General features: G+C 38.1%; 18 protein-coding genes. 7 read left to right on the top strand and 11 right to left on the bottom strand.

Annotation, left to right across the window (positions count from 1 at the left end; genetic code table 11):
- The first annotated feature begins 984 nt into the window (after positions 1-984).
- From CTN07_RS11550 to CTN07_RS11565, 4 genes are all read left to right on the top strand, one after another.
- Positions 985-2850: a hypothetical protein gene (locus CTN07_RS11550; RefSeq protein ID WP_005303976.1), complete on the top strand. Its 1866-nt coding sequence runs from the start codon at positions 985-987 to the stop codon at positions 2848-2850.
- A 33-nt stretch (positions 2851-2883) separates the two neighbouring features.
- Entirely contained in the window at positions 2884-3318 is a 435-nt protein-coding gene (locus CTN07_RS11555) for a hypothetical protein (RefSeq protein ID WP_146154886.1), read from the top strand.
- 19 nt (positions 3319-3337) lie between these two features.
- Entirely contained in the window at positions 3338-4165 is an 828-nt protein-coding gene (locus tag CTN07_RS11560; RefSeq protein WP_005303973.1) for a hypothetical protein, read from the top strand.
- Positions 4166-4382: 217 nt separating this feature from the next.
- Positions 4383-4742: a hypothetical protein gene (locus CTN07_RS11565; RefSeq protein ID WP_036765363.1), complete on the top strand. Its 360-nt coding sequence runs from the start codon at positions 4383-4385 to the stop codon at positions 4740-4742.
- A 60-nt stretch (positions 4743-4802) separates the two neighbouring features.
- Here CTN07_RS11565 and CTN07_RS11570 read toward each other — a convergent pair whose 3' ends face one another.
- Entirely contained in the window at positions 4803-7280 is a 2478-nt protein-coding gene (locus CTN07_RS11570) for an ABC transporter permease (protein WP_005303970.1), read from the bottom strand.
- Positions 7277-7957 carry an ABC transporter ATP-binding protein gene (locus tag CTN07_RS11575; RefSeq protein ID WP_005303967.1) on the bottom strand — a complete coding sequence of 227 codons (681 nt, stop codon included), beginning with the start codon at positions 7955-7957 and terminating at the stop codon, positions 7277-7279. The genes CTN07_RS11570 and CTN07_RS11575 overlap by 4 nt, the downstream gene beginning before the upstream one ends.
- On the opposite strand from CTN07_RS11575, the gene CTN07_RS11580 reads away from it, so the two are divergent.
- Positions 7956-8558 carry an arylesterase gene (locus CTN07_RS11580; protein ID WP_005303964.1) on the top strand — a complete coding sequence of 201 codons (603 nt, stop codon included), beginning with the start codon at positions 7956-7958 and terminating at the stop codon, positions 8556-8558. The genes CTN07_RS11575 and CTN07_RS11580 overlap by 2 nt on opposite strands.
- A 552-nt stretch (positions 8559-9110) precedes the next feature.
- Here CTN07_RS11580 and CTN07_RS11585 read toward each other — a convergent pair.
- The 6 genes from CTN07_RS11585 to bla all read right to left on the bottom strand — a co-directional run bounded on the left by CTN07_RS11585 (position 9111) and on the right by bla (position 14390).
- Positions 9111-9917, bottom strand: coding sequence for an ATP adenylyltransferase family protein (locus CTN07_RS11585; RefSeq protein WP_005303960.1), 807 nt, complete (start codon positions 9915-9917; stop codon positions 9111-9113).
- Positions 9918-9940: 23 nt separating this feature from the next.
- Positions 9941-10321, bottom strand: a complete 381-nt coding sequence (locus CTN07_RS11590; protein ID WP_005303958.1) for a hypothetical protein — start codon at positions 10319-10321, stop codon at positions 9941-9943.
- 150 nt (positions 10322-10471) lie between these two features.
- Positions 10472-11494: an ABC transporter substrate-binding protein gene (locus CTN07_RS11595; protein WP_005303955.1), complete on the bottom strand. Its 1023-nt coding sequence runs from the start codon at positions 11492-11494 to the stop codon at positions 10472-10474.
- Positions 11491-12285 carry an ABC transporter ATP-binding protein gene (locus tag CTN07_RS11600; RefSeq protein ID WP_005303953.1) on the bottom strand — a complete coding sequence of 265 codons (795 nt, stop codon included), beginning with the start codon at positions 12283-12285 and terminating at the stop codon, positions 11491-11493. Before CTN07_RS11600 ends, CTN07_RS11595 begins: the two co-directional genes overlap by 4 nt.
- A 4-nt stretch (positions 12286-12289) precedes the next feature.
- Positions 12290-13336 (bottom strand): FecCD family ABC transporter permease, encoded by a 1047-nt coding sequence (locus tag CTN07_RS11605; protein WP_005303950.1) that lies wholly within the window; start codon positions 13334-13336, stop codon positions 12290-12292.
- A gap of 187 nt (positions 13337-13523) precedes the next feature.
- Positions 13524-14390 (bottom strand): class A beta-lactamase, encoded by an 867-nt coding sequence (bla, locus tag CTN07_RS11610; protein WP_107183716.1) that lies wholly within the window; start codon positions 14388-14390, stop codon positions 13524-13526.
- Positions 14391-14587: 197 nt separating this feature from the next.
- Here bla and CTN07_RS11615 point away from each other — a divergent pair, with 197 nt between their 5' ends.
- Positions 14588-16063, top strand: a complete 1476-nt coding sequence (locus CTN07_RS11615) for a protein adenylyltransferase SelO (protein WP_005303944.1) — start codon at positions 14588-14590, stop codon at positions 16061-16063.
- Positions 16064-16144: 81 nt separating this feature from the next.
- On the top strand, positions 16145-17005 hold the full coding sequence (locus CTN07_RS11620) for a hypothetical protein (protein ID WP_005303942.1): 861 nt from the start codon (positions 16145-16147) through the stop codon (positions 17003-17005).
- A gap of 95 nt (positions 17006-17100) precedes the next feature.
- On the opposite strand, the gene CTN07_RS11625 is transcribed toward CTN07_RS11620, so the two are convergent.
- The 3 genes from CTN07_RS11625 to hypA all read right to left on the bottom strand — a co-directional run bounded on the left by CTN07_RS11625 (position 17101) and on the right by hypA (position 19274).
- Positions 17101-17709, bottom strand: coding sequence for an outer membrane protein (locus CTN07_RS11625; protein ID WP_198137223.1), 609 nt, complete (start codon positions 17707-17709; stop codon positions 17101-17103).
- Between the two features lie 155 nt (positions 17710-17864).
- On the bottom strand, positions 17865-18932 hold the full coding sequence (gene hypB, locus CTN07_RS11630) for a hydrogenase nickel incorporation protein HypB (protein WP_107183711.1): 1068 nt from the start codon (positions 18930-18932) through the stop codon (positions 17865-17867).
- Positions 18933-19274, bottom strand: coding sequence for a hydrogenase maturation nickel metallochaperone HypA (hypA, locus tag CTN07_RS11635; RefSeq protein ID WP_036765358.1), 342 nt, complete (start codon positions 19272-19274; stop codon positions 18933-18935).
- Positions 19275-19277: the final 3 nt, after the last annotated feature.

Below are 19277 nucleotides of genomic sequence, written 5' to 3' on the forward strand. Positions count from 1 at the left end.
TGAGCGATCTTTTAATTCTTGAGCTAGAGACTGAGTAGTACGGTCTGCGTAGCTGTTCGCTTCAATATTTTGGTGCTCTACGATAAGAGCGCGCATTACATTTATATTGCTCATAAATATATACCTGGTTTTTTCGCGCTTCGATAAACCCAAATTAAATAGATGTGAAAAGGTATTTAAATTGGATTTAACTTAAATATTGTTATGCTTATTGAAAGGATTGTTAAGGCGTCACACTCTTAATAATTTCGCTATATAACAAATTACTATTATATAAATAAGCTTTTAGATTCATGTTAGAAAGTAAGAAAATATAACTTCTTAGCTTGCCTCAGAAGATGACGCTATTATTACGCTAGATTTGATAAATAAAAACACTAAAAATGGAATGAGTTTTTGCAGTTTCAGACACAAATGACAATTTAGAAATTAATATTCTTTTTTGCATAATCAACGTTAAATTTATCTAAAACTAGGTTTAAGGAACGAAAAACTGTAAAAAAACCTCAGTTATTTAGCGACTTATGCGCTATCCATCACAAAAAAACCATTTACAACACTGTATTTTGTCATACAAAAGCCTTTTTTTGCGGATATAGTTATGCATTATTTAAGCAAAAACACTCATTAAAAATCTTTTCATTTTTGGACATTTTTTTAGAACTTTATTTTTGTTCATTAGATTTTAAGGCAATTAGTATTCAAATAATTCCTCTCAATAGACTTTAAAGTGTTATCAGCTGACTAATCGCTTTCATTAACAACCTTACTTTATAGACAAAAAACGGTCAGCTGTAAGTAATTGATGTATAAAATCTCTCTTGTAGAAATTATAATTCACACCAAATAAGCATCGAAGCGAATAGCAACTAGCCTAATAGCGTCAAGTATAAGCAACCAATCACTCAAAGGTAATTTTCCGCTACATAGAAATTCACAATAAGAATACAATAAGAGGAAAATTATTTATAAATGGAATATGTGATGATTTTCAATAAAAAACTCATTAGCTTAGCTATTATTAGCTCTCTGTCTTTAGCTGGCTGTGGTGGTGGCGGCAATGATGAAAAACAAGAGACACCAACAGATGCTGGTGGCGCAATTATTACTGTGCGCTATATTGACTCCGCTGTTACTGGATTAAACTATCAATGTGATCAAACAGAGGATGGTAAGACAAATAATAATGGTGAATTTACAACAGTAAATAATGCTCAATGTAATTTCTTTATTAATGATTTGAACATTGGTTCAGCTATTATAAAAAAATCACAAATAAACCAAAATGGTATTGTTATCATAGATCCAATATCGATGACGAAACAACAGAACGTAAGATATGAGAATATTGCCGTTCTTTTGCAGAGTTTAGATAATGATGGAAATTCTGAAAACGGCATTAACCTTGAAAATGCTAACATTAAAGCACCACTTTCGACAAAAGATCATAACTTATTAACAATGTCAGCAAGTGAACTTCAAAAGCAGCTTCAGACATTAGTTAAAAACCCAAAAACAATTGTAACTGAGCAACAAGCGTTAGCTCATTTGCACCAAAGCCTAACCACATCAGGTGCACTTGCGGGATACCATAGCCCACAAGTTCAGGAAATAGTGACTGATATTAATAAACTATCAACTTCTACTCCTGAAGAGATGCAACAAATTAATTTCGTCGATAAAGTACAACAGTACCAAGATATTTTAGATTCTGGTGCCTCAGACAATGCTGATATTGAAGTATTAAAAGCAGTACTAACTATCGCAAAAATAGTTAATGAGCCAGAAGTAAAAGAAAGAATTTCATTTAACTATGAAAACACGAACCTAGCCAACGAAACAGAAGATCTATTACCGCAAGTTCTTGATTCTCTGCTTAAAGCAAATGGACCACTATTAGTTCCAAATGAATTAGAAAAAGGTTCAACAGACTCAGAAGCTAAAATATTATATTCACTAGCTCAAAATTTAATGACTGCAAGTAACACCTTAGGTCAAAGCTTCACTAACATTAACCGTGTAGCTTCTTATGATACAGAAGGTAAAATTCAACTAAACTATCAGCGAGCACAATCTTTACGAGTAATCGCACTATCTATTGCGAATAGTTTAAGTACAGCAGCAGCCTATGATCTTGGATCAGATAAATACTTCATTCCACAAAGAGAACGTGTAACGATACCACTAACTATTGCTCAAGACTATTTCACTGTAGTCGGAGAAAAAAAGACTACTGTTAATAGTGAATTTGCTACTGCAGAAGAAGATCCAGTTTCTTTAATTGCCGATCAGAGTTTTATGACACTGCGTAACAGCGGCCCTGAGTACTTAAGGACTGCGTTATCGGCATTAAAACAAGCAGCAAGCATTGCAGCAACACAGATTAATCTTGATGATAAAGAATTTAGTAATCTTACTGGTGCAGATAAACAGAACCTTAAGGCCATGATAGATAGTCTAAATCATCATTTACAATCGTCTGATGGCCAAAAAAATCCGTTTACTTATACAGTACTAGATCAAAATGGTAAGGTTGATGGTGAACTGACAATTAATTTACAAGAGTTCTATCAAAACCCAATTACTCGTAACGATATTACGATAACAGAAAATAAGTATAACTGTACCATTGATAAAAATCTTTCAAAATACATGAATCAACCTATGTGTTATGAGAAAGGTGATACCAATTTTTGGTACGGATATGAAGACCTATCTTCAAATAAGATGCTATTTGTAAGTGGACAACCGGCTAAGCATCTATTTAGTAGTGATTATACAAATACGAATATTATTCTATCTTGTAGAGAAAAAGATAGTAATAACAACTGGGTATTCTGTGAGAAATAATCACAAATAGATATGCAAAGTCTACGATATCTCTTGGTTTTTGCATTATTAGCACCATTTCGTGCATTTGCACTTAATGGTGCTTCAATATACCTAGAAAACATTAAGACTGATTACTACATAAAATATAATTCAAAACCTATTTTTTACTATCAACTCAAGGCAGAACATAAAACTGAAATATATAGTAATTCAAAAAATATATTTACTCAGTATTTTGATCGAAATGTAGCTAAAGTACATAATTTTTTTACAGATGGTGTTTTTAGTACTAGAAATGTTGTTATCAACTTCAAGCAAGCTTATTACTTTAATGGGAGCTTATTTTTAGAACAAACTTCAGGCTCTATTGAACATAACAATATATCTGCTAAAGAAATAAATTTTAGGTTAAAAGATAACATGTTGTTAGCTAAACATATTCGATTTATATCAGCTGAAAGTACATCAACAAAGATTAACTACTAATATCATATAAAAATAACCAATGAAAAAAAAACTTAGTCTATTATTAATTGCATCTTGTATTCCAAGTATTGTTCACGCAGAAAATCAAGAAAACGAGGGTTATTCCTACTTTTCTCTTGGTATGGAGAATACTAGTTATAAAGAGTTTTATTCAAAATCTAACTCATCAGTAAGTGTTACAAGCCCAACAATCAATACAGGTGGACTCTATTCCATTAATAATAAATGGGATTTCTCTATTGATGCATTGGGAACATTTTCACCAAATCATAGTAATGAGCACTGGAACAATGGCCAAAAAAATCAATTTGAATATATTAAAGCCATGACAGATGTTTTGTTACAATACAAGCTTACTCCTCAATGGCGTATTGTGGCTGGTCCGACTCTAAGTTACCAAACATATAAACGCTACGGACGTGATTCTAGTACTGAAAGTATTTTCACTGGAGTCTGGGAAGAAAAAACAACAGATATTTATGCTAATGTAGGTATTGCATATGATAGTGGTAACCTATACAACAATTGGCATTATTATGTCCAGGCTAAAGCGGGTATTCCTCTTTATAGCCAGACAGAAAATACGGCAACAGAATTAAATGGTGTCACTTTTAATACCTTTGGTTATCGTTCATCTTTATCAGGCGGGATCAGCTACCGACTGATGAAAGGAATTCATTTAGGGTTATTTACTGCATTAAGCTACGAATATCGCCAAGAAGATGGTCCTAAATTTACGGGAGTTATTATCGAGAGTAATGGGAAGAAACAAGCAATGGATGCGACACTTCCTGAAGCACAGATAATTAACTTTAGTGCAGGCATTCAAGTGCTTTGGAAATTGTAGTTATTTAAGATACCCCAAGTGACTATAGGTTACTTGGGGTTAAATAAAACAATTTGAACTTAGTCTATTTTCTATGCCATTCTTAAATGTAAAGCCAAATGATTTCTAAATGCAGGATTTAGAACGCTACCACTGATTCAGATTCAAAGAAAACACTATCGTGCAATAGCAAGCTCATTCCAAGTTAGATATAAAGGTTCTTATCAAGGAGGATAGAATGACTTTAATAAAAGCAGCATTAACCTTACCCGCAGAGTTACTTCCTGGAGGGATCCCTCTACAGGCACAAAAGTTTGGCTTTAATACTATCCATAAAGAAAAGATCACCAGCAACGACCATAAACCCTTAGTCAAATTTCACTTTTCCGATCCCATTCTTACGACTAAAACCATTGGCTTTGAACGAGGTATTGCAACTTTTCTAAATCACGTTATTGAAGGCACGCCCTATGAAATAGAAAAGGTTTTCAGTGTGGCAGAAGCTAATAGTCGAGAATCTACCTTCTATAAAAAGAATAATAAGATGATAAGTGATGAACCACTCACTAAGATATTAAGTGACAAACGAAAGTATTAAGAGAATCCCCAGCATATCTGGGGATTCTTAATTTAGCGTTACACAGGACAGAAACAGTAGCTATTTTAATGGTTTTAGCAGTTGGTTTATTTGGCTTCGAGTAACGCAATAAACAAGCAGCAGAGCAAAAAGAGGTAAGATAAACCAAATACTAATATGAGGGTAAAATGGTAATTCAAAACCATAAATTAAAAGAATACCAACAACAAACTCACTACAACCCGCAGCTATCACTCCACCCAATAAAGCTATTGTGCCAAACTCATACCAAAGCGTATCTGATATTCGCTTTCGGCTTGCACCCAAAGTTCGATACAACTGAACCTCTAGTTGACGCTCAGAAAGACTTAAACGCAGCAGTGTCATAATTAGCATTAAACCGCTCACCACACCTAACCCGGCAAGTACAGACAAAGACCAACTCACTTGAGAGAGTAAACCTTGAATTCTATTTGCCATCAACCGTAAATCCAGCAAACTCACCGTTGGATACTGTTCCGCAAGCTGGTTAAGTTGCTGATTTTGATCTGATTCGATACGAAAACTGACAAGCCAAGCAGCAGGATAACTGGCTAAAAGTTCAGGAGAAAAAATAAAGTAAAAATTTGGCTTCATATTGCGCCACTCAACATCTCGAATACTGGTCACAACCGCAGTAAAAGGAAAACTGCCAACACTGAACGTAAGATGATCACCTAACTGGATTCCTAAACGTTTCGCAATTCCTGATTCAACAGAGACGCCATCTACTCGATTACCCCATTCACCTTGTACTAGCTGATTATGAGTTGGCAATACTTGGGTCCAAGTAAAATTGAGTTCACGATTTAGTGCTTCATCATCGTTAGCAGGCGATTGTGCAGCATTGTCCTTATCGGGCTCTTCTTTTCCAAAAAAACGATCATTAATCGCTGTTAACCGTCCTCTCACCACAGGATAGCCAGATGAGCGTTCTAAACCCAATTGATCTAGATCTTGTAAATATTGTTGCTGCTGAGATGGTGCAATATTAACAGCAAAAACATTAGGAGCATTTTCTGGCAACGTCTGCTGCCAATCACTCAGTAATTCTTGACGCAATAGTGCAATAACAGCAACTAACATCAGAGAACTCGTCAATGCTGCTAATTGAGTTGCCGCCTTTACTTTGCTGCGATTGATGCGTCTTACGGCCAATTGATAAGAAGAATTCAGTCGGACTCTTCCCATCATATGTAGAGCAGCCATTCCAAATAACGCAAGTAACCCCAATAGTAAGAGCAGTCCAAGTAGGGTTAACCAAACAAATATATTGGTATTAATCCAAGCAACAGCCGTGATAACAGGTACTAAAAGTAATAACCAAGAGAATGTGAATCGATGAGATTGAATCATTTGAGTTTCATTGCCGTCTATCGCCGCACACGCTTTTATATTAACCAATCGGATTAAAGGAATTCCCAGCGCAGGAAGAGAGATACAAAAAGCAACGACTAAACTTAATATGGCAGGTTGCCACCCGATTGTAGGGATAGAATGGGGCAGTAACGATTGCAGTGGATAACGCAATAGCCATTCCAATGCAATCCCCACGGATAAACCAATACATGCAGCAAAAACAAATAACAAAGCGATCTGGATCAGAAGCCAACGCCATAAAAAAGCTTTTTGAGCACCAAGGCTTTTCATCATGGCCACCGAAGCTTTTCGACTTGAACAGTAATATTGGCAAGTGAGAACTAAGGTTGCCGCAGCCATTAAGATCACCAGCACCAAAGTCAGCGATAAATACTGCTCAGCGCGCGTTATAAAATCACCACTTCTCCCCGCTTCTCTTTCTGTTTGCCATCGTTGGCTTGCTGTTAAAGAGACTTGCGATCTAAACTGATCCAAGTTTGCTTGAGTTCCTGAAAAGTACCAACGATAACTGATTCTACCACCAGGTTGGATCGCGCCTGTAGCCTCAATATCACTGTGACTTATTAATACTGAAGGCATTTGACTAAACGGATTAAAGGATAATTCAGGATCTTCAACAATACGTCCAGAGATCGTTAATGTCGTATCACCAATATCTAATGAATCCCCCACGTTTACATCGAGTAAAGAGAATAAGCGTTCCGATAACCACAATTGATGGGGCACTACATGATGGTATTGGGTTGTATCTGATGACGCTCCAAGTATTAAATTCCCTTTCAATGGAAAGTTATCACTAACCGCTTTAACACTGACTAGTTGCATGGCGGAATCACTAAATGCCATCGTACCAAAGCGAGTCTGTTGCGCCGTGATTAACTGATAATTATGAGCAAGTTTAATTATCGAATCATCAATTGGATTTGCTGACACTAAAACAAGATCCGCCGTCAGAGCTGAACGACCTTGCTCTGTAATAATTCCTTCAATCCGAGCAACTAAAGCCGACAACGCAAACACACAAGCAATAATTAAGCTAAGCGCTAAAGTTACGAGCCAAAGCTGCCCTTGACGAATCTCTCGCAAGCTCCATCGCAAAAGAAAAAAAATGTTACTTGAAGAGACCATGGATTTATTCATAACGTCTCCTTCAGCTTCCCGTTATCAAGTGTAAGCACTCTATCGCAGCGATGGGCTAATTGATTATCATGAGTCACTAATATTAACGTTGTTCCACTGCTACGATTTAACTCAAACAATAATTCAATAACCTTAGCTGCCGTATGCTGGTCCAGGTTACCTGTTGGTTCATCTGCAAATAAAATTTTCGGCTGACTCATAAAGGCACGGGCCAGAGCAACTCGCTGCTGTTCGCCACCAGAGAGTTGAGAGGGTAAGTGATCACTTCTCTTATCTAGCCCAACTTGCGCTAATAACTGTTTTGCGCGCTCAATATCTACGGGGATATCTTGAATTAAGCAAGGCAACGTCACATTCTCAAATGCTGTCAATGTCGGCAATAATAGAAAGCTTTGGAAAACAAACCCTACACTCTTACTGCGTAAAGCAGCACGCTGTTCATCGTTTAATTCAGTTAAATTGTGCCCTAATAGCTCAACAGTACCACTTGATGGGAGATCCAATCCGGCAAGCAGTGTCATCAATGTTGACTTACCAGCCCCTGACACTCCCACCAATGCAATTGACTCACCTTGCTCGACCTCAAGCGAAATATCCTGCAAAATGGTCATAGACGATGACGTCGTTATTACTCTTTTTGTTATTGCATGCGCTTTTATCACGGAAGATACAGACATGATACGAATCCTTTCTCTACTCTTTTTATTAGTAAGCTCAACCCTAAGCTATAGCCAGACACTGCTTGTTTTAGGTGATAGTTTAAGTGCTGGCTATCAAATGAAACCCGAACAAAGTTGGCCCGCGCTTCTTCCTTCTATATTAGAACAACAGCAACAACCAACCACAGTAATTAATGCCAGTATTTCAGGAGATACAAGTGGAAATGGTCTAACTCGATTACCCGCCCTTCTACAGCAGTATCAACCTAACTGGGTGTTAATCGAACTCGGAGCCAATGATGGTTTAAGAGGGTTTGCCCCTTCAATTTTAAAGACGAATTTGTCTCAGATGATTGAAAAAATTCAGCAACATGATGCAAAACCACTTCTAATGCAGATAGAGATCCCACCTAACTACGGCAAACGCTACAACCAAATGTTCCGCCAGATCTATCCGGATCTGAGTCAAAAACATCAGATCCCTCTGCTGCCATTCTTCTTAGTCGAGATCATTGAACAAGATAACTTAATGATGAAAGATAGATTACATCCCACCGCAAATGCTCAACCTATCATAGCTAAATTTATGGCTAAACATTTACAACCGCACTTAAAATAATAGGCTGCCTAATTTAATTTATTATTACTTGGGCATCTTTCTATTTTTTAATTCGAAAAATTGAATATCAAAAGAAACATAAAAATATAAATTCAAAATATTTTTTATTTAACAAAAAAAACATTCAAAAAAGAACAAATGCAAAAAAATGTTGATTTTCAAATATATACAAAAGAAAGTATTTGAAAGCCATCTAATTAAAACGAAATTTTAAGATAGGATAAATATTAAAAATAAATTTGGCACTCGCCTATTATTCATTAACACTTTAATAAGAAGTTCATCATGAAAATTGGAGATAGCTAATGAAAAAATTCCTTTTTATTTTAACCGCACTTATTCTTGCAGGGTGCACGACAACGAATAATCCAAGTGATCCAGCTAATTACGTAGATGCACAAAACGAAATATTTTTGTATGAAGATTGATATACCAAAATGATTTCAAAATGTAGTAGTCAGAACTCTATACGTGATTCAAGATCCAAAAAAGCAACACTGCCATCACATCTGGTGGCAGTGTATAACCGTTCACAGCTTAATAACCAATATATCAATCATTGCTCACTGAGGTCTTTTGACAGCATTCGGTTAGAAAATGAATAAAACCATACTCTCTGAGCCAGGATAATTGTTCATCTGATCCAACTAAAAATCGCCCACTAAAATTAATACCATGCCCTGAAATGTCTTCTACCTGATTTTTACTACGAGGGATTACAAGCATCCAATGTTGAGTCAACAAGATATTATAAGGATTACACTCTTGATACTCGTTTGAATGACTTAATACGTATAGATCTAACTCAACCATTGCGCTTTGATAGCATTGATACAAAAAGTCCGGATCAAGTTTATCAAACTGAAATAAAGCATGCTTAAATGGTAATTGCTTATTCACAATTCGAGATTCTAATGGAATATGAGTTCGAACTAACTGCATATGCCGATGCATTTGACTCGAACCTGCTATATGTCCTGAATTAAAAAATCCTAATACATCATCTCGAGTAAAAGCCTTAATCCAAGCGGAAAAATCACTTTCTGTTAGCGGTGAAGTTTGAGGTACATACTGTTTAGCGCAAACAAGTAGGTGAGGAACAATAATTGGAAATTTATTAAGTAGGCAAACATGTTCGCGGCCCATACTTCCTAAATAGGTTTCAGGATTATAAGGCGGCAAAAATGGATCGTGATTAGCAACGTCAGGTGAATATTTTTTCTTCATATTACCTGTGATGATATTACCGACATACGTAATACCATCTTGCTCAACCAAAGTATCATTATCAGTAAGGGGGAACAGAGCCCCCTCCTGCAATGCTTTCTCTGAGATATGCTCAGCAAGAGACCACAGCATTGAATTGTACCTAATTAGAAGTCTTAATCGTCTAGTACACCACAATCTATGCAGCTTTGAAGTGCAATCTCATGGTCAAATACAGCCACGCCTTCAGCAGTCATATGCTCAGAAACTTCATCAGCAACTTCTTCAGCATCTTCCGACTCAATATGACCGTGTTTTAATTCATCATCAGAGTAACCGTAGTAATTAAGCAGCAAGTAATCACGAGCTTCATCTTCAGTACATGTTACTTTTACAGAGAAATCAGGCTCGATATTACCTTCATTCATAAGAACCTTAACTTGCTCTAGGATCTCATCTTTCATACCAGCAGTTAACCAACCTAGATCTGTATCTACTTTGGTTTTCTTACAGTTATAACAAGGTAGTTTGTGGAAGTAATATTGGAAGTTAGTCATTGTGAAATATTCCTATAAAAGAGATATACGCAAAAGAGTATGCTTCTTTCTTACCAAATACTAGAGGTAAAAGTAAAATGATGCCTTTTCAAACAATTAAGCAACAACTCTATTTTAATCATTGATAAGCATACTCATCGATATCCAGCATTAAGAACGTGGTGGTAATGCCTGTAAGATTCGAGATGCTTGCTCTGGTGTTAATGAATAATCAAAGAAGTGCTGATAAAACTCTTGAGTGATTTTTGCTAAATTGTCATGTTTAAATAATTCAGGATGAAATGCTTTCGCCGCCCACTGAATTTGTAACGCACTTTCAGGACCATAGCGATCCCAAGTAAAGACACCCAAAGGATTTCGTAAAACATGACCGTCTTTAACCGCTTTTAATTGTTCAAGCAAAGATGCTTCAGAACTCTGTTTAATGTCTCCCGCATCGCCTTGCAAAATCACAATATCGGGTTGCCAAGCTAGGATTTGCTCCGCAGATACAGGTTGCATAGTCCCTTTTACCTCAGCCACGTTACGACCACCAGCAATAGAAATCCAATCAGAAATTAAGGTTCCCTGCCCATCGACTTTTAACGGATTTAAAGATGAAATATGCAAAACTTTTGGCCGCTGTTGCTCGGTTAATTTTTCTGTTTTTTTCTTAATGCGTTTAAGTTGATGCTGCAAATATTGATTGTATTCTTTCGCTCTTACCATTGCTTTTTCACTGCCCATTGCTTTGGCGGTAAGCAACATAGTTTTCTGCAAACCGTCTAATGTAGTGAAATGCACTTGAACCACTGGAATATTAACACTTTCCATTGCGATACGTTGAGGGTTTCCAGTCATCACAAAAGCAAGTTGAACATCACGATTAAGTAGCGATTCAATATTAAAGATCTTCCCTTGGCCCAAAAGAGCATGATTAAGTGATGGTTGAATTTTAAACATCCAAGGACGACTTTCAGGATGATTAATCGTTGCAACAATTTTATCACCTTCACCCAATGCCATAAGCTCTGTTGTGTGTGAATACCAAGCATCTGCAACGCGTTCAATTGGATGATTTGGCAACACAACTTTTGCTCCCGTATCATCAATAACCGTTCGTGTTGTTGAGGTTGCCATTGCAGATACTGAAATCAATGAGCAAACCAATGCGACTGTCGCCTTTAGCTTCATAAAAAATCCTTAGTATTATTATTTTGGCTATAAAAAGGAGTAAAAAAACGCCCCTCAGTGAAATCTAGCTGATTGACGGATAAACCATATAGTTGATGAATAAGCTGCGTATCTATAACCTGATGTGGACGGCCATCAGCAATAATTTCTCCCTGATGAAGAGCAATAGCCCGGTCAGAAAACATTAAGGCATGCTCTGGATTATGAGTAATGGTTAAAATGGTTCGCCCTGAATGAGCAATCTCCTTTAACAACATTAATAAACGAAGTTGACTGCCATAGTCCAAACCGTTTGTTGGCTCATCAAGTAGAATAATAGGTGTTTGTTGGACCAGAGCACGAGCCAGTAACGTTCGTTGCCGCTCACCACCAGATAGTTGGGTATAATTACGAGCGCGTAATGACATTACATCCATCTGTATCATTGCTTGCTCTATTAATTGCTTTTGCTCTGTGGTTATAACGCGAAATAATCCAGCTTGAGGCAAACAACCTTGTTCAATAACTTGCTCTACAGTATAGGGAAAGTGAGGAGAATGTTGCTGCGGTACGTAAGCGATATGTTTGGCGATATCTCTTCGACGCCATTGATTAAGAGGCTTATTATGCAGTTCAATTTTCCCTGATTGAGGCGTGAGTATTCCAAGCATCAATTTAAGTAAGGTACTTTTCCCTGCGCCATTTGTCCCTAATAATGCTACCGATTCTCCAGCACTTAGTTGCAAGGAAACATTACGTAAAATATGACGTTCATCAATAGAATAAGAGAGGTGTTGGCAGTTAAATAACATTGTCTTATCTCGCTTGCCACGTTCGAGTGAGTAAAAAAAAGAATATCACCGCACCCAGTAATTCAGTGACAACACCAAGAGGGATCTCACTGCTTGTCAACATTCTCGCTAAATCATCAGCAATTAATAAAAAGATAGCGCCAAGCAACGCGCTTAAAGGTAGAACAAAGCGATGACTGGCCCCCCAGATCAAACGAGTAAGATGAGGGATCAGCAGGCCAACCCAGCCAACGACACCAGCAATACAGACAGTAATAGCAGAAATAATCGTTGCCAAAAAGATAACACCATAACGCATTGTTGATACGGGGATCCCAAGACTCAATGCTTCATCATCTCCCAGCGACATAGCATCTAATACTCGGCCTAAAACCAGCAGCAGAGCCATTGCAATAACCATAATAGGCAATGTCACTTCAAGCAAAGGTAAAGATACGGAGCTTAAACTGCCTAGTAACCAATAGATAATACCCGGGAGCTGATTTTCAGGATCTGCCATATATTTTACTAATGACAATAGGCCTGCAAACAACGCATTGCTGATAATGCCACCTAAAATCAAAAGAAGAATAGAATCGCCCCCAATACGTTTAGCAATCAAGACTCCGATCGCAACGGCTAAACAACCAAATAAACAAGCTAACAATGGCACGCCATAGAGTCCCGCCTGTAACACCAATCCTAGCGCAGCCCCAAATGCACACCCATTGAGAACACCTAATAATCCAGGGGAGACGAGTGGATTTCGAAAAACGGCTTGGAAAGCACTACCAGCGATGGCTAAGCCTGCACCAACAATTAATGCAGTGATGACTCTAGGTAATCGAGCATGAAACACAACTGCTTTTATCACTTCATAATGGTTGGATTCCAGATCTGGATGTCCAAGCGCGGTTTGCAAAGCAGCAACAAGATCATGAAACGAAATGGCATAGCGCCCAAGCAGTAGAGAAGAGATCGCCAGCAGAGTCATAACCGCTGCGGTAAGTTTGATAGATAAACGCAGATCTCCTCGTATCTCAACAGGTTTGATACGAGACAGTAATTTCATAGAGGTTTAAGTTTAATTATTCCGATATGTAATCAAGTATACATTGAAAGAATATTAACTCAAAATACAGTTGCATCTCTATAGATATAAATTAAGAAGGACCCAAGTGATTGAAGAATGTGAAGTCACTTGGGTATACCGCTAGATTTTAATAGATTGACTAACTACTTTTAATTACAGGTTCTCGTTAAAAGTAAGTAAACACTTGCTTACCTATTGTGGCAATTGCTTTATTTCTCTCATCCATTGATGCCGAACTTTGTTGAATATAAATACTCACAACCATTGGCTCATGCTCCGTTGGCCAAACGACTGCGGTTATACCTCGGGATCCAAAACCACCGGCACCCGAGCGATCCGCAATCTTCCATCCCTTAGGTAAAACGGAACGTAATAACGGTGCAGCAACCTGATTCCCTTCCATCCAGGTAATTAACTGCTGCTGAGATGGTTTCGTTAAAATATGCTCACTTAGCATCAGCTTATTCAAGGTTTCAGCGATGGCAATTGGCGTTGTCGTATCACGAGGATCATTGAGTTTTGCTTCATTTAAGGTCGGCTCTGTTCTATCTAACCGCGTAGTGCTATCCCCAACTCGACTGCGTAAAAACTCAGTTAACTGCTCCGGGCCACCCACGGCATGGAGTACGATGTTTGCGGCAGTATTATCGCTAAAGGTCATGGTCGCATCACACGCTTGTTTAGGTGTAAAACGCTTTCCAACCCATTTTTCAGTCACGGGAGAATACGTTACAAGCTCCGATTTTTTAATTACCACTGGATAAGTAAGTACTGACTTATCTTTATCTGAGTCTGCCAATAACTTTGCGCATGCTAAGCTTTTAAATGTGCTCATCATTGGAAAACGCATCTCACCATTATAGTTCCAAACAGATCCTGAATCCGTATCAAGAACAGCCATGCCAATAGTGCCATTTAATGCTTTTTCTTGTTGTTTTATGATATTAACCAAAGCCTTTTGCTGTTGTGATGTAAATGGCTCTGCAGATGCACTTGTACTAAGTAATAGCGAACATCCTAAAACCGCAATCAGACTACTTTTATGACCGTTTGAAATCACGTAATTATTCTCATCTATTAATGTTATAAGCATTTCCAATTGTAATCACTAACTCTCTATTTTACTGTGATTTTTTTGTAAACGAACTTAAATACCCTCACTCTCTCTGGGTTGTTTTCTTAGCGATCTTAAGCCATCTTAAAGATGAGTACAGACCAAACGAGATAACTATGAAGCGCTTAGATCAATTAGTATTTAATAATACCTACCGTCAACTCCCTGATGTATTTGGCCAAGCTGTTACGCCAATAGGCCTTGATAATGCTTTCTTAGTCAGCGCCAACCCTGAGGTCGCGGCTTTACTTGATCTTAATCCTGAAGAGCTATATACACCCTCGTTTGTTCGCATATTCAGTGGTAATCAACAATTGGCGCAATTTAACCCCATTGCGATGAAATATACGGGACATCAATTTGGTCAATACAATCCCGATTTAGGTGATGGCAGAGGACTACTATTAGGAGAGGTCGTCACAGATCGAGGGCAAAAATGGGATCTTCACTTAAAAGGATCAGGTAAAACACCCTATTCTCGTATGGGTGATGGTCGAGCGGTTCTTCGTTCTAGTATTCGAGAATATCTAGCCAGTGCTGCTATGTCTGGCTTAGGCATTCCAACTACTCATGCGCTTGCGATTATAGGCAGTGAAACTCCCGTCTATCGAGAGCAGCAAGAATATGGAGCAACTTTAATTCGAGTTGCAGAAAGCCATATTCGCTTCGGTCACTTTGAATATCTCTTTTTTACTCGCCAGTATCCAGCCCTAAAGCGATTAATGGATTACGTTATTGATCACCACTACCTAGATCTAAAACAGCAAGAAAACCCCTATCAAGCGTTATTTGATCGAATCTGTGAAACGACAGCAGAAATGATTGCAGCATGGCAAGCTGTAGGGTTCGCTCACGGTGTAATGAATACTGATAACATGTCTATTCTTGGGTTAACCTTTGATTACGGCCCCTATGCATTTTTAGACGATTACATGCCTAACTTTATCTGTAATCACTCAGATTACTCAGGCCGATACGCCTTTAATCAACAGCCAGGCATTGGATTGTGGAACCTAACGGCATTAGGCTATGCTTTCTCTGCTTTTGTCGATAAAAACCATATTGAATCAGCACTTGAACACTACCAAGTCCATTTACAACAACGGTATTCACAGCGGATAAAAAGTAAGTTAGGGCTTACATTAAATGATGATAGTGATAGTGAATTAGGTAACCGACTTTTCACTATACTAGCTGAACAAGAGGCTGATTATACGCTATTTTTTAGAACGCTATCCTCCATTCCTTATGAGGCGTTAGCCGAAGCTATGCCAAAATTTGAAGACATAGTGGATGATCCGATGGCATTAGCCCCTTGGTTAACCACCTATAAAAAGCGAATAAAGCAAGAACTGACTCAGCAAACCGATCTTAAGCGTCTGGAACAGATGAAACAGGCTAACCCTAAATTTATTCTACGCAACTACCTTGCTCAACAAGCAATAGAACATGCAGAAAGAGGCCACTATGAGAAAATTGAAGCTCTACTTCATGTTTTACGCGACCCTTTTTCTGAACATCCACAGTTTGAACATCTAGCTCAGCAGCCTCCATACTGGGGAAAGCATCTGCCGATCAGTTGTTCTTCTTGAGTCTCAACTTTAAGCAACATACCTAATCATTACGCCATTAAAATTACAGGAGATGAAATCAATCAGATATGAGGAAACATAATGAACTGGCGCTTAATGAGCATAGGCTTTTGTTCATTACTTCTAATGGGTTGTAATGACGATAACGATAACTTATTTACGACATCCAATGCTCCGGAACAAAATACACCAACAGAAGAAACCCCATCGGCAGAATTTCCACCATCAAGTAATACAGAACCTGAGTTATTTATAGAACCTGAATGCGACCTAGAGAATATTAATTTACTCGACTTTGAGCAATGGCAAAGAGAAGATGGATGGTGGGTTGGTGAATATACACTCTTAGGTGCAGATGGAAACCCTCAAGTATCAAACAGTTGGCCATATCAATATGATCATTACATGGGATTTATACACTTAGAGGTTATTGGCAATAGTATCAAACAACGAAATGTCTTCTTATATCCACCTAAAAATGTTGATGAATGTGACTCAGATAATCAAGTTATTGGCAATGGTGTCTGTGGTATAAATGGTAATGAAAAGATATTTAGTGCAGATCAAAGTGCTAGTGACTGTGACGGGAACCTAACTGGACCATATATTGCCTTCGGTATGACGATGGATACTCATACGACACTTATTGGTGATGATACTGTGTTATACCAAGTTAGAATGTCTGATGGCAGTTTAATGCAAAATCAACTGACAAGCCTCCCACCAAATGATACTCGGGTGAGAACAGCTCAAGGTTTTTTCATGAACACACCAACCTATGCCAGCTACTATCGAGAACGTAAGGTAACTAAGGAAGAATTTTTCGAACTCATAACTCAATACCGTCAAGAGTATCAAATTCTTGAAACCGATCATTGTGCTTATGACTCAGGTAATCAGCCCAGCCAAACAACATGTGATGAACATTTTGAGTTAGAGTAATACTCTAAACAATATAGGTAACATGGCCTGATAAAAATAAAAAGACCCGCTAATTTAGCGGGTCAAGAAAAGCTTTTTTGGGTAAAAAAGATAAATTAAAATCGGTATTGCACACCCAGTGTTAGCATATCTACAGAAGCTACTTTAGTTCCATCTGATTTTAGGCTGTTAGCATCCCCAGCAAATACATGGCTATATTCAGCATTCATACCCAGTTCTGGCGTGAAGTCATAACCAAATCCTAAAGCAACCTTAGGTTTAATTTCGTTCTTATTTTTGCCAATCAGACCAAGACCATCAACTGTTAGCTTCTGGTTCACATATGCAAGGCCAGCCTTACCAAAAACATTCCATTGAGAAGAAAAATTATATTTCGCTACACCTAAAAGATCTAAATTGTAGCCCTTATAATCCATGCGAAAAAAGTCACCAATTCGGTACTTATTTTTAGCATAAGTGTCGAAACCAAGTTCTACACCGTACTCCACTTGCTGTGTCTGCCAAAGGTAACCAGCATCAATACCACCAGCTAAACCTCTTAATTCATAAGAACTGGTTTGGTTAACCTCAAGATCTGGAGTATCCATACCACCGCTACCAATATTAACGCCGATGTACGGACCTGCTTTAGCCATAGCACTACCACACACCAAAGAACTTAGTACACCAGCAACAATCAATAGACCTTTCATACTCTTCATCATCTCTTACTTATTTTTATGACAGAATCACAAATAAAAAAATAAACACACTGTTTTATTAACTGAACACAGTGTAAATGACGGAAGCAAAAAGGTAAGTCACATTAATGTGCTTTAATGTAATTATTCGTCACGGCTATGTATTTATCTCCATAATATTATTTTTGTACTAATTGCTCATTGAGCCATGTAAGCCAAGCCGCCATACCCTCACCTGTTTTTGCTGATAATTTGATGATCTGAATCTGAGGATTTACTCGACGAGCATTAGCAATACAGGTGTCAATATCAAAATCAAGGTAAGGCAGTAGATCCACTTTGTTTAAGACCATCACCTTCGCCGCAGCAAACATATTAGGATATTTAAGCGGTTTATCTTCTCCTTCGGTCACAGACAAAATGGCTACTTTACAATCTTCACCCAAATCAAAACTTGCAGGACAGACTAAATTACCTACGTTTTCAATAAAGATAAAACCACGTTCATTACTGGCTAATTGATGATAAGCATCATGTACCATTTGTGCATCAAGATGACACCCTTTGCCCGTATTCACCTGAATAGCAGCAACCCCAGTCGCACGAATACGATCTGCATCATTGGTTGTTTGTTGATCGCCTTCAATGACCGCACAAGGCCACTGTTTCGAAAGTAGAGTTAACGTTTCTGTTAAGAGTGTCGTTTTACCTGAACCTGGGCTTGAAACCAGATTTAATACACACTGTTGGTGTTCAGAAAAATGTTGACGATTATAAGCCGCAAGGTGATTGTTATTACCCAGAATATCTTGCTCTAAAGTCAATAGTTGACGCTGGGATACACCAGAGACATGGACTTGTGCCTCACCCTTACCATAATGAAGATCACCCGATTCAAGTTGTTCTGGATAGTGGTCATGGTGGTCATGGTGGTCATGGTGGTCATGGTGGTCATGGTGGTCATGGTGGTCATGGTGGTCATGGTGGTCATGGTGGTCATGGTGGTCATGGTGGTCATGGTGGTCATGGTGGTCATGGTGGTCATGAGTATGACTGTGATGATGACCCTGTCCAGGATTAGATGATTTAACATCACCGTTTGAACCATAAATATGTAAGTGAACATCCCCTTGATTGTAATAATGGTGATGAACAATTACGGTTGGTGTTGAGGTTTTATCCTCATGATGATGGTGATGGGTATGACCTTCTACTTGGCTATCTCCACAGCCACAAACACTGCACATTTACGCAACCTCAATTTGTTTAATTTTTAATTCTTCGCCAGTTTCTATCGCTAATTGATAACCACCACACAAAGGGCAACACATATCTCGCTGTTGTAACTCAATATTTTTTTTGCAGTGGGAGCACCAAGCAGTGGCTTTAATATGATTAATTTTAAGCCTAGCCCCTTCAGCTATTGTCTCTCGACAAGCAAATTCAAATCCAGTTGCTAACGCCTGAGGCTCAATACATGACAAAGCGCCAATATCTAACTCAACCAGCGTTACCTTCTGAAATCCTTGGGCTTTAGCATGAGCCACAACGGCATCAACCGTATTGATACTTAAAGAAAGTTCGTGCATTTG

This window comes from Photobacterium damselae, assembly GCF_003026815.1.
GTDB classification, from domain to species: Bacteria; Pseudomonadota; Gammaproteobacteria; order Enterobacterales; family Vibrionaceae; genus Photobacterium; species Photobacterium damselae.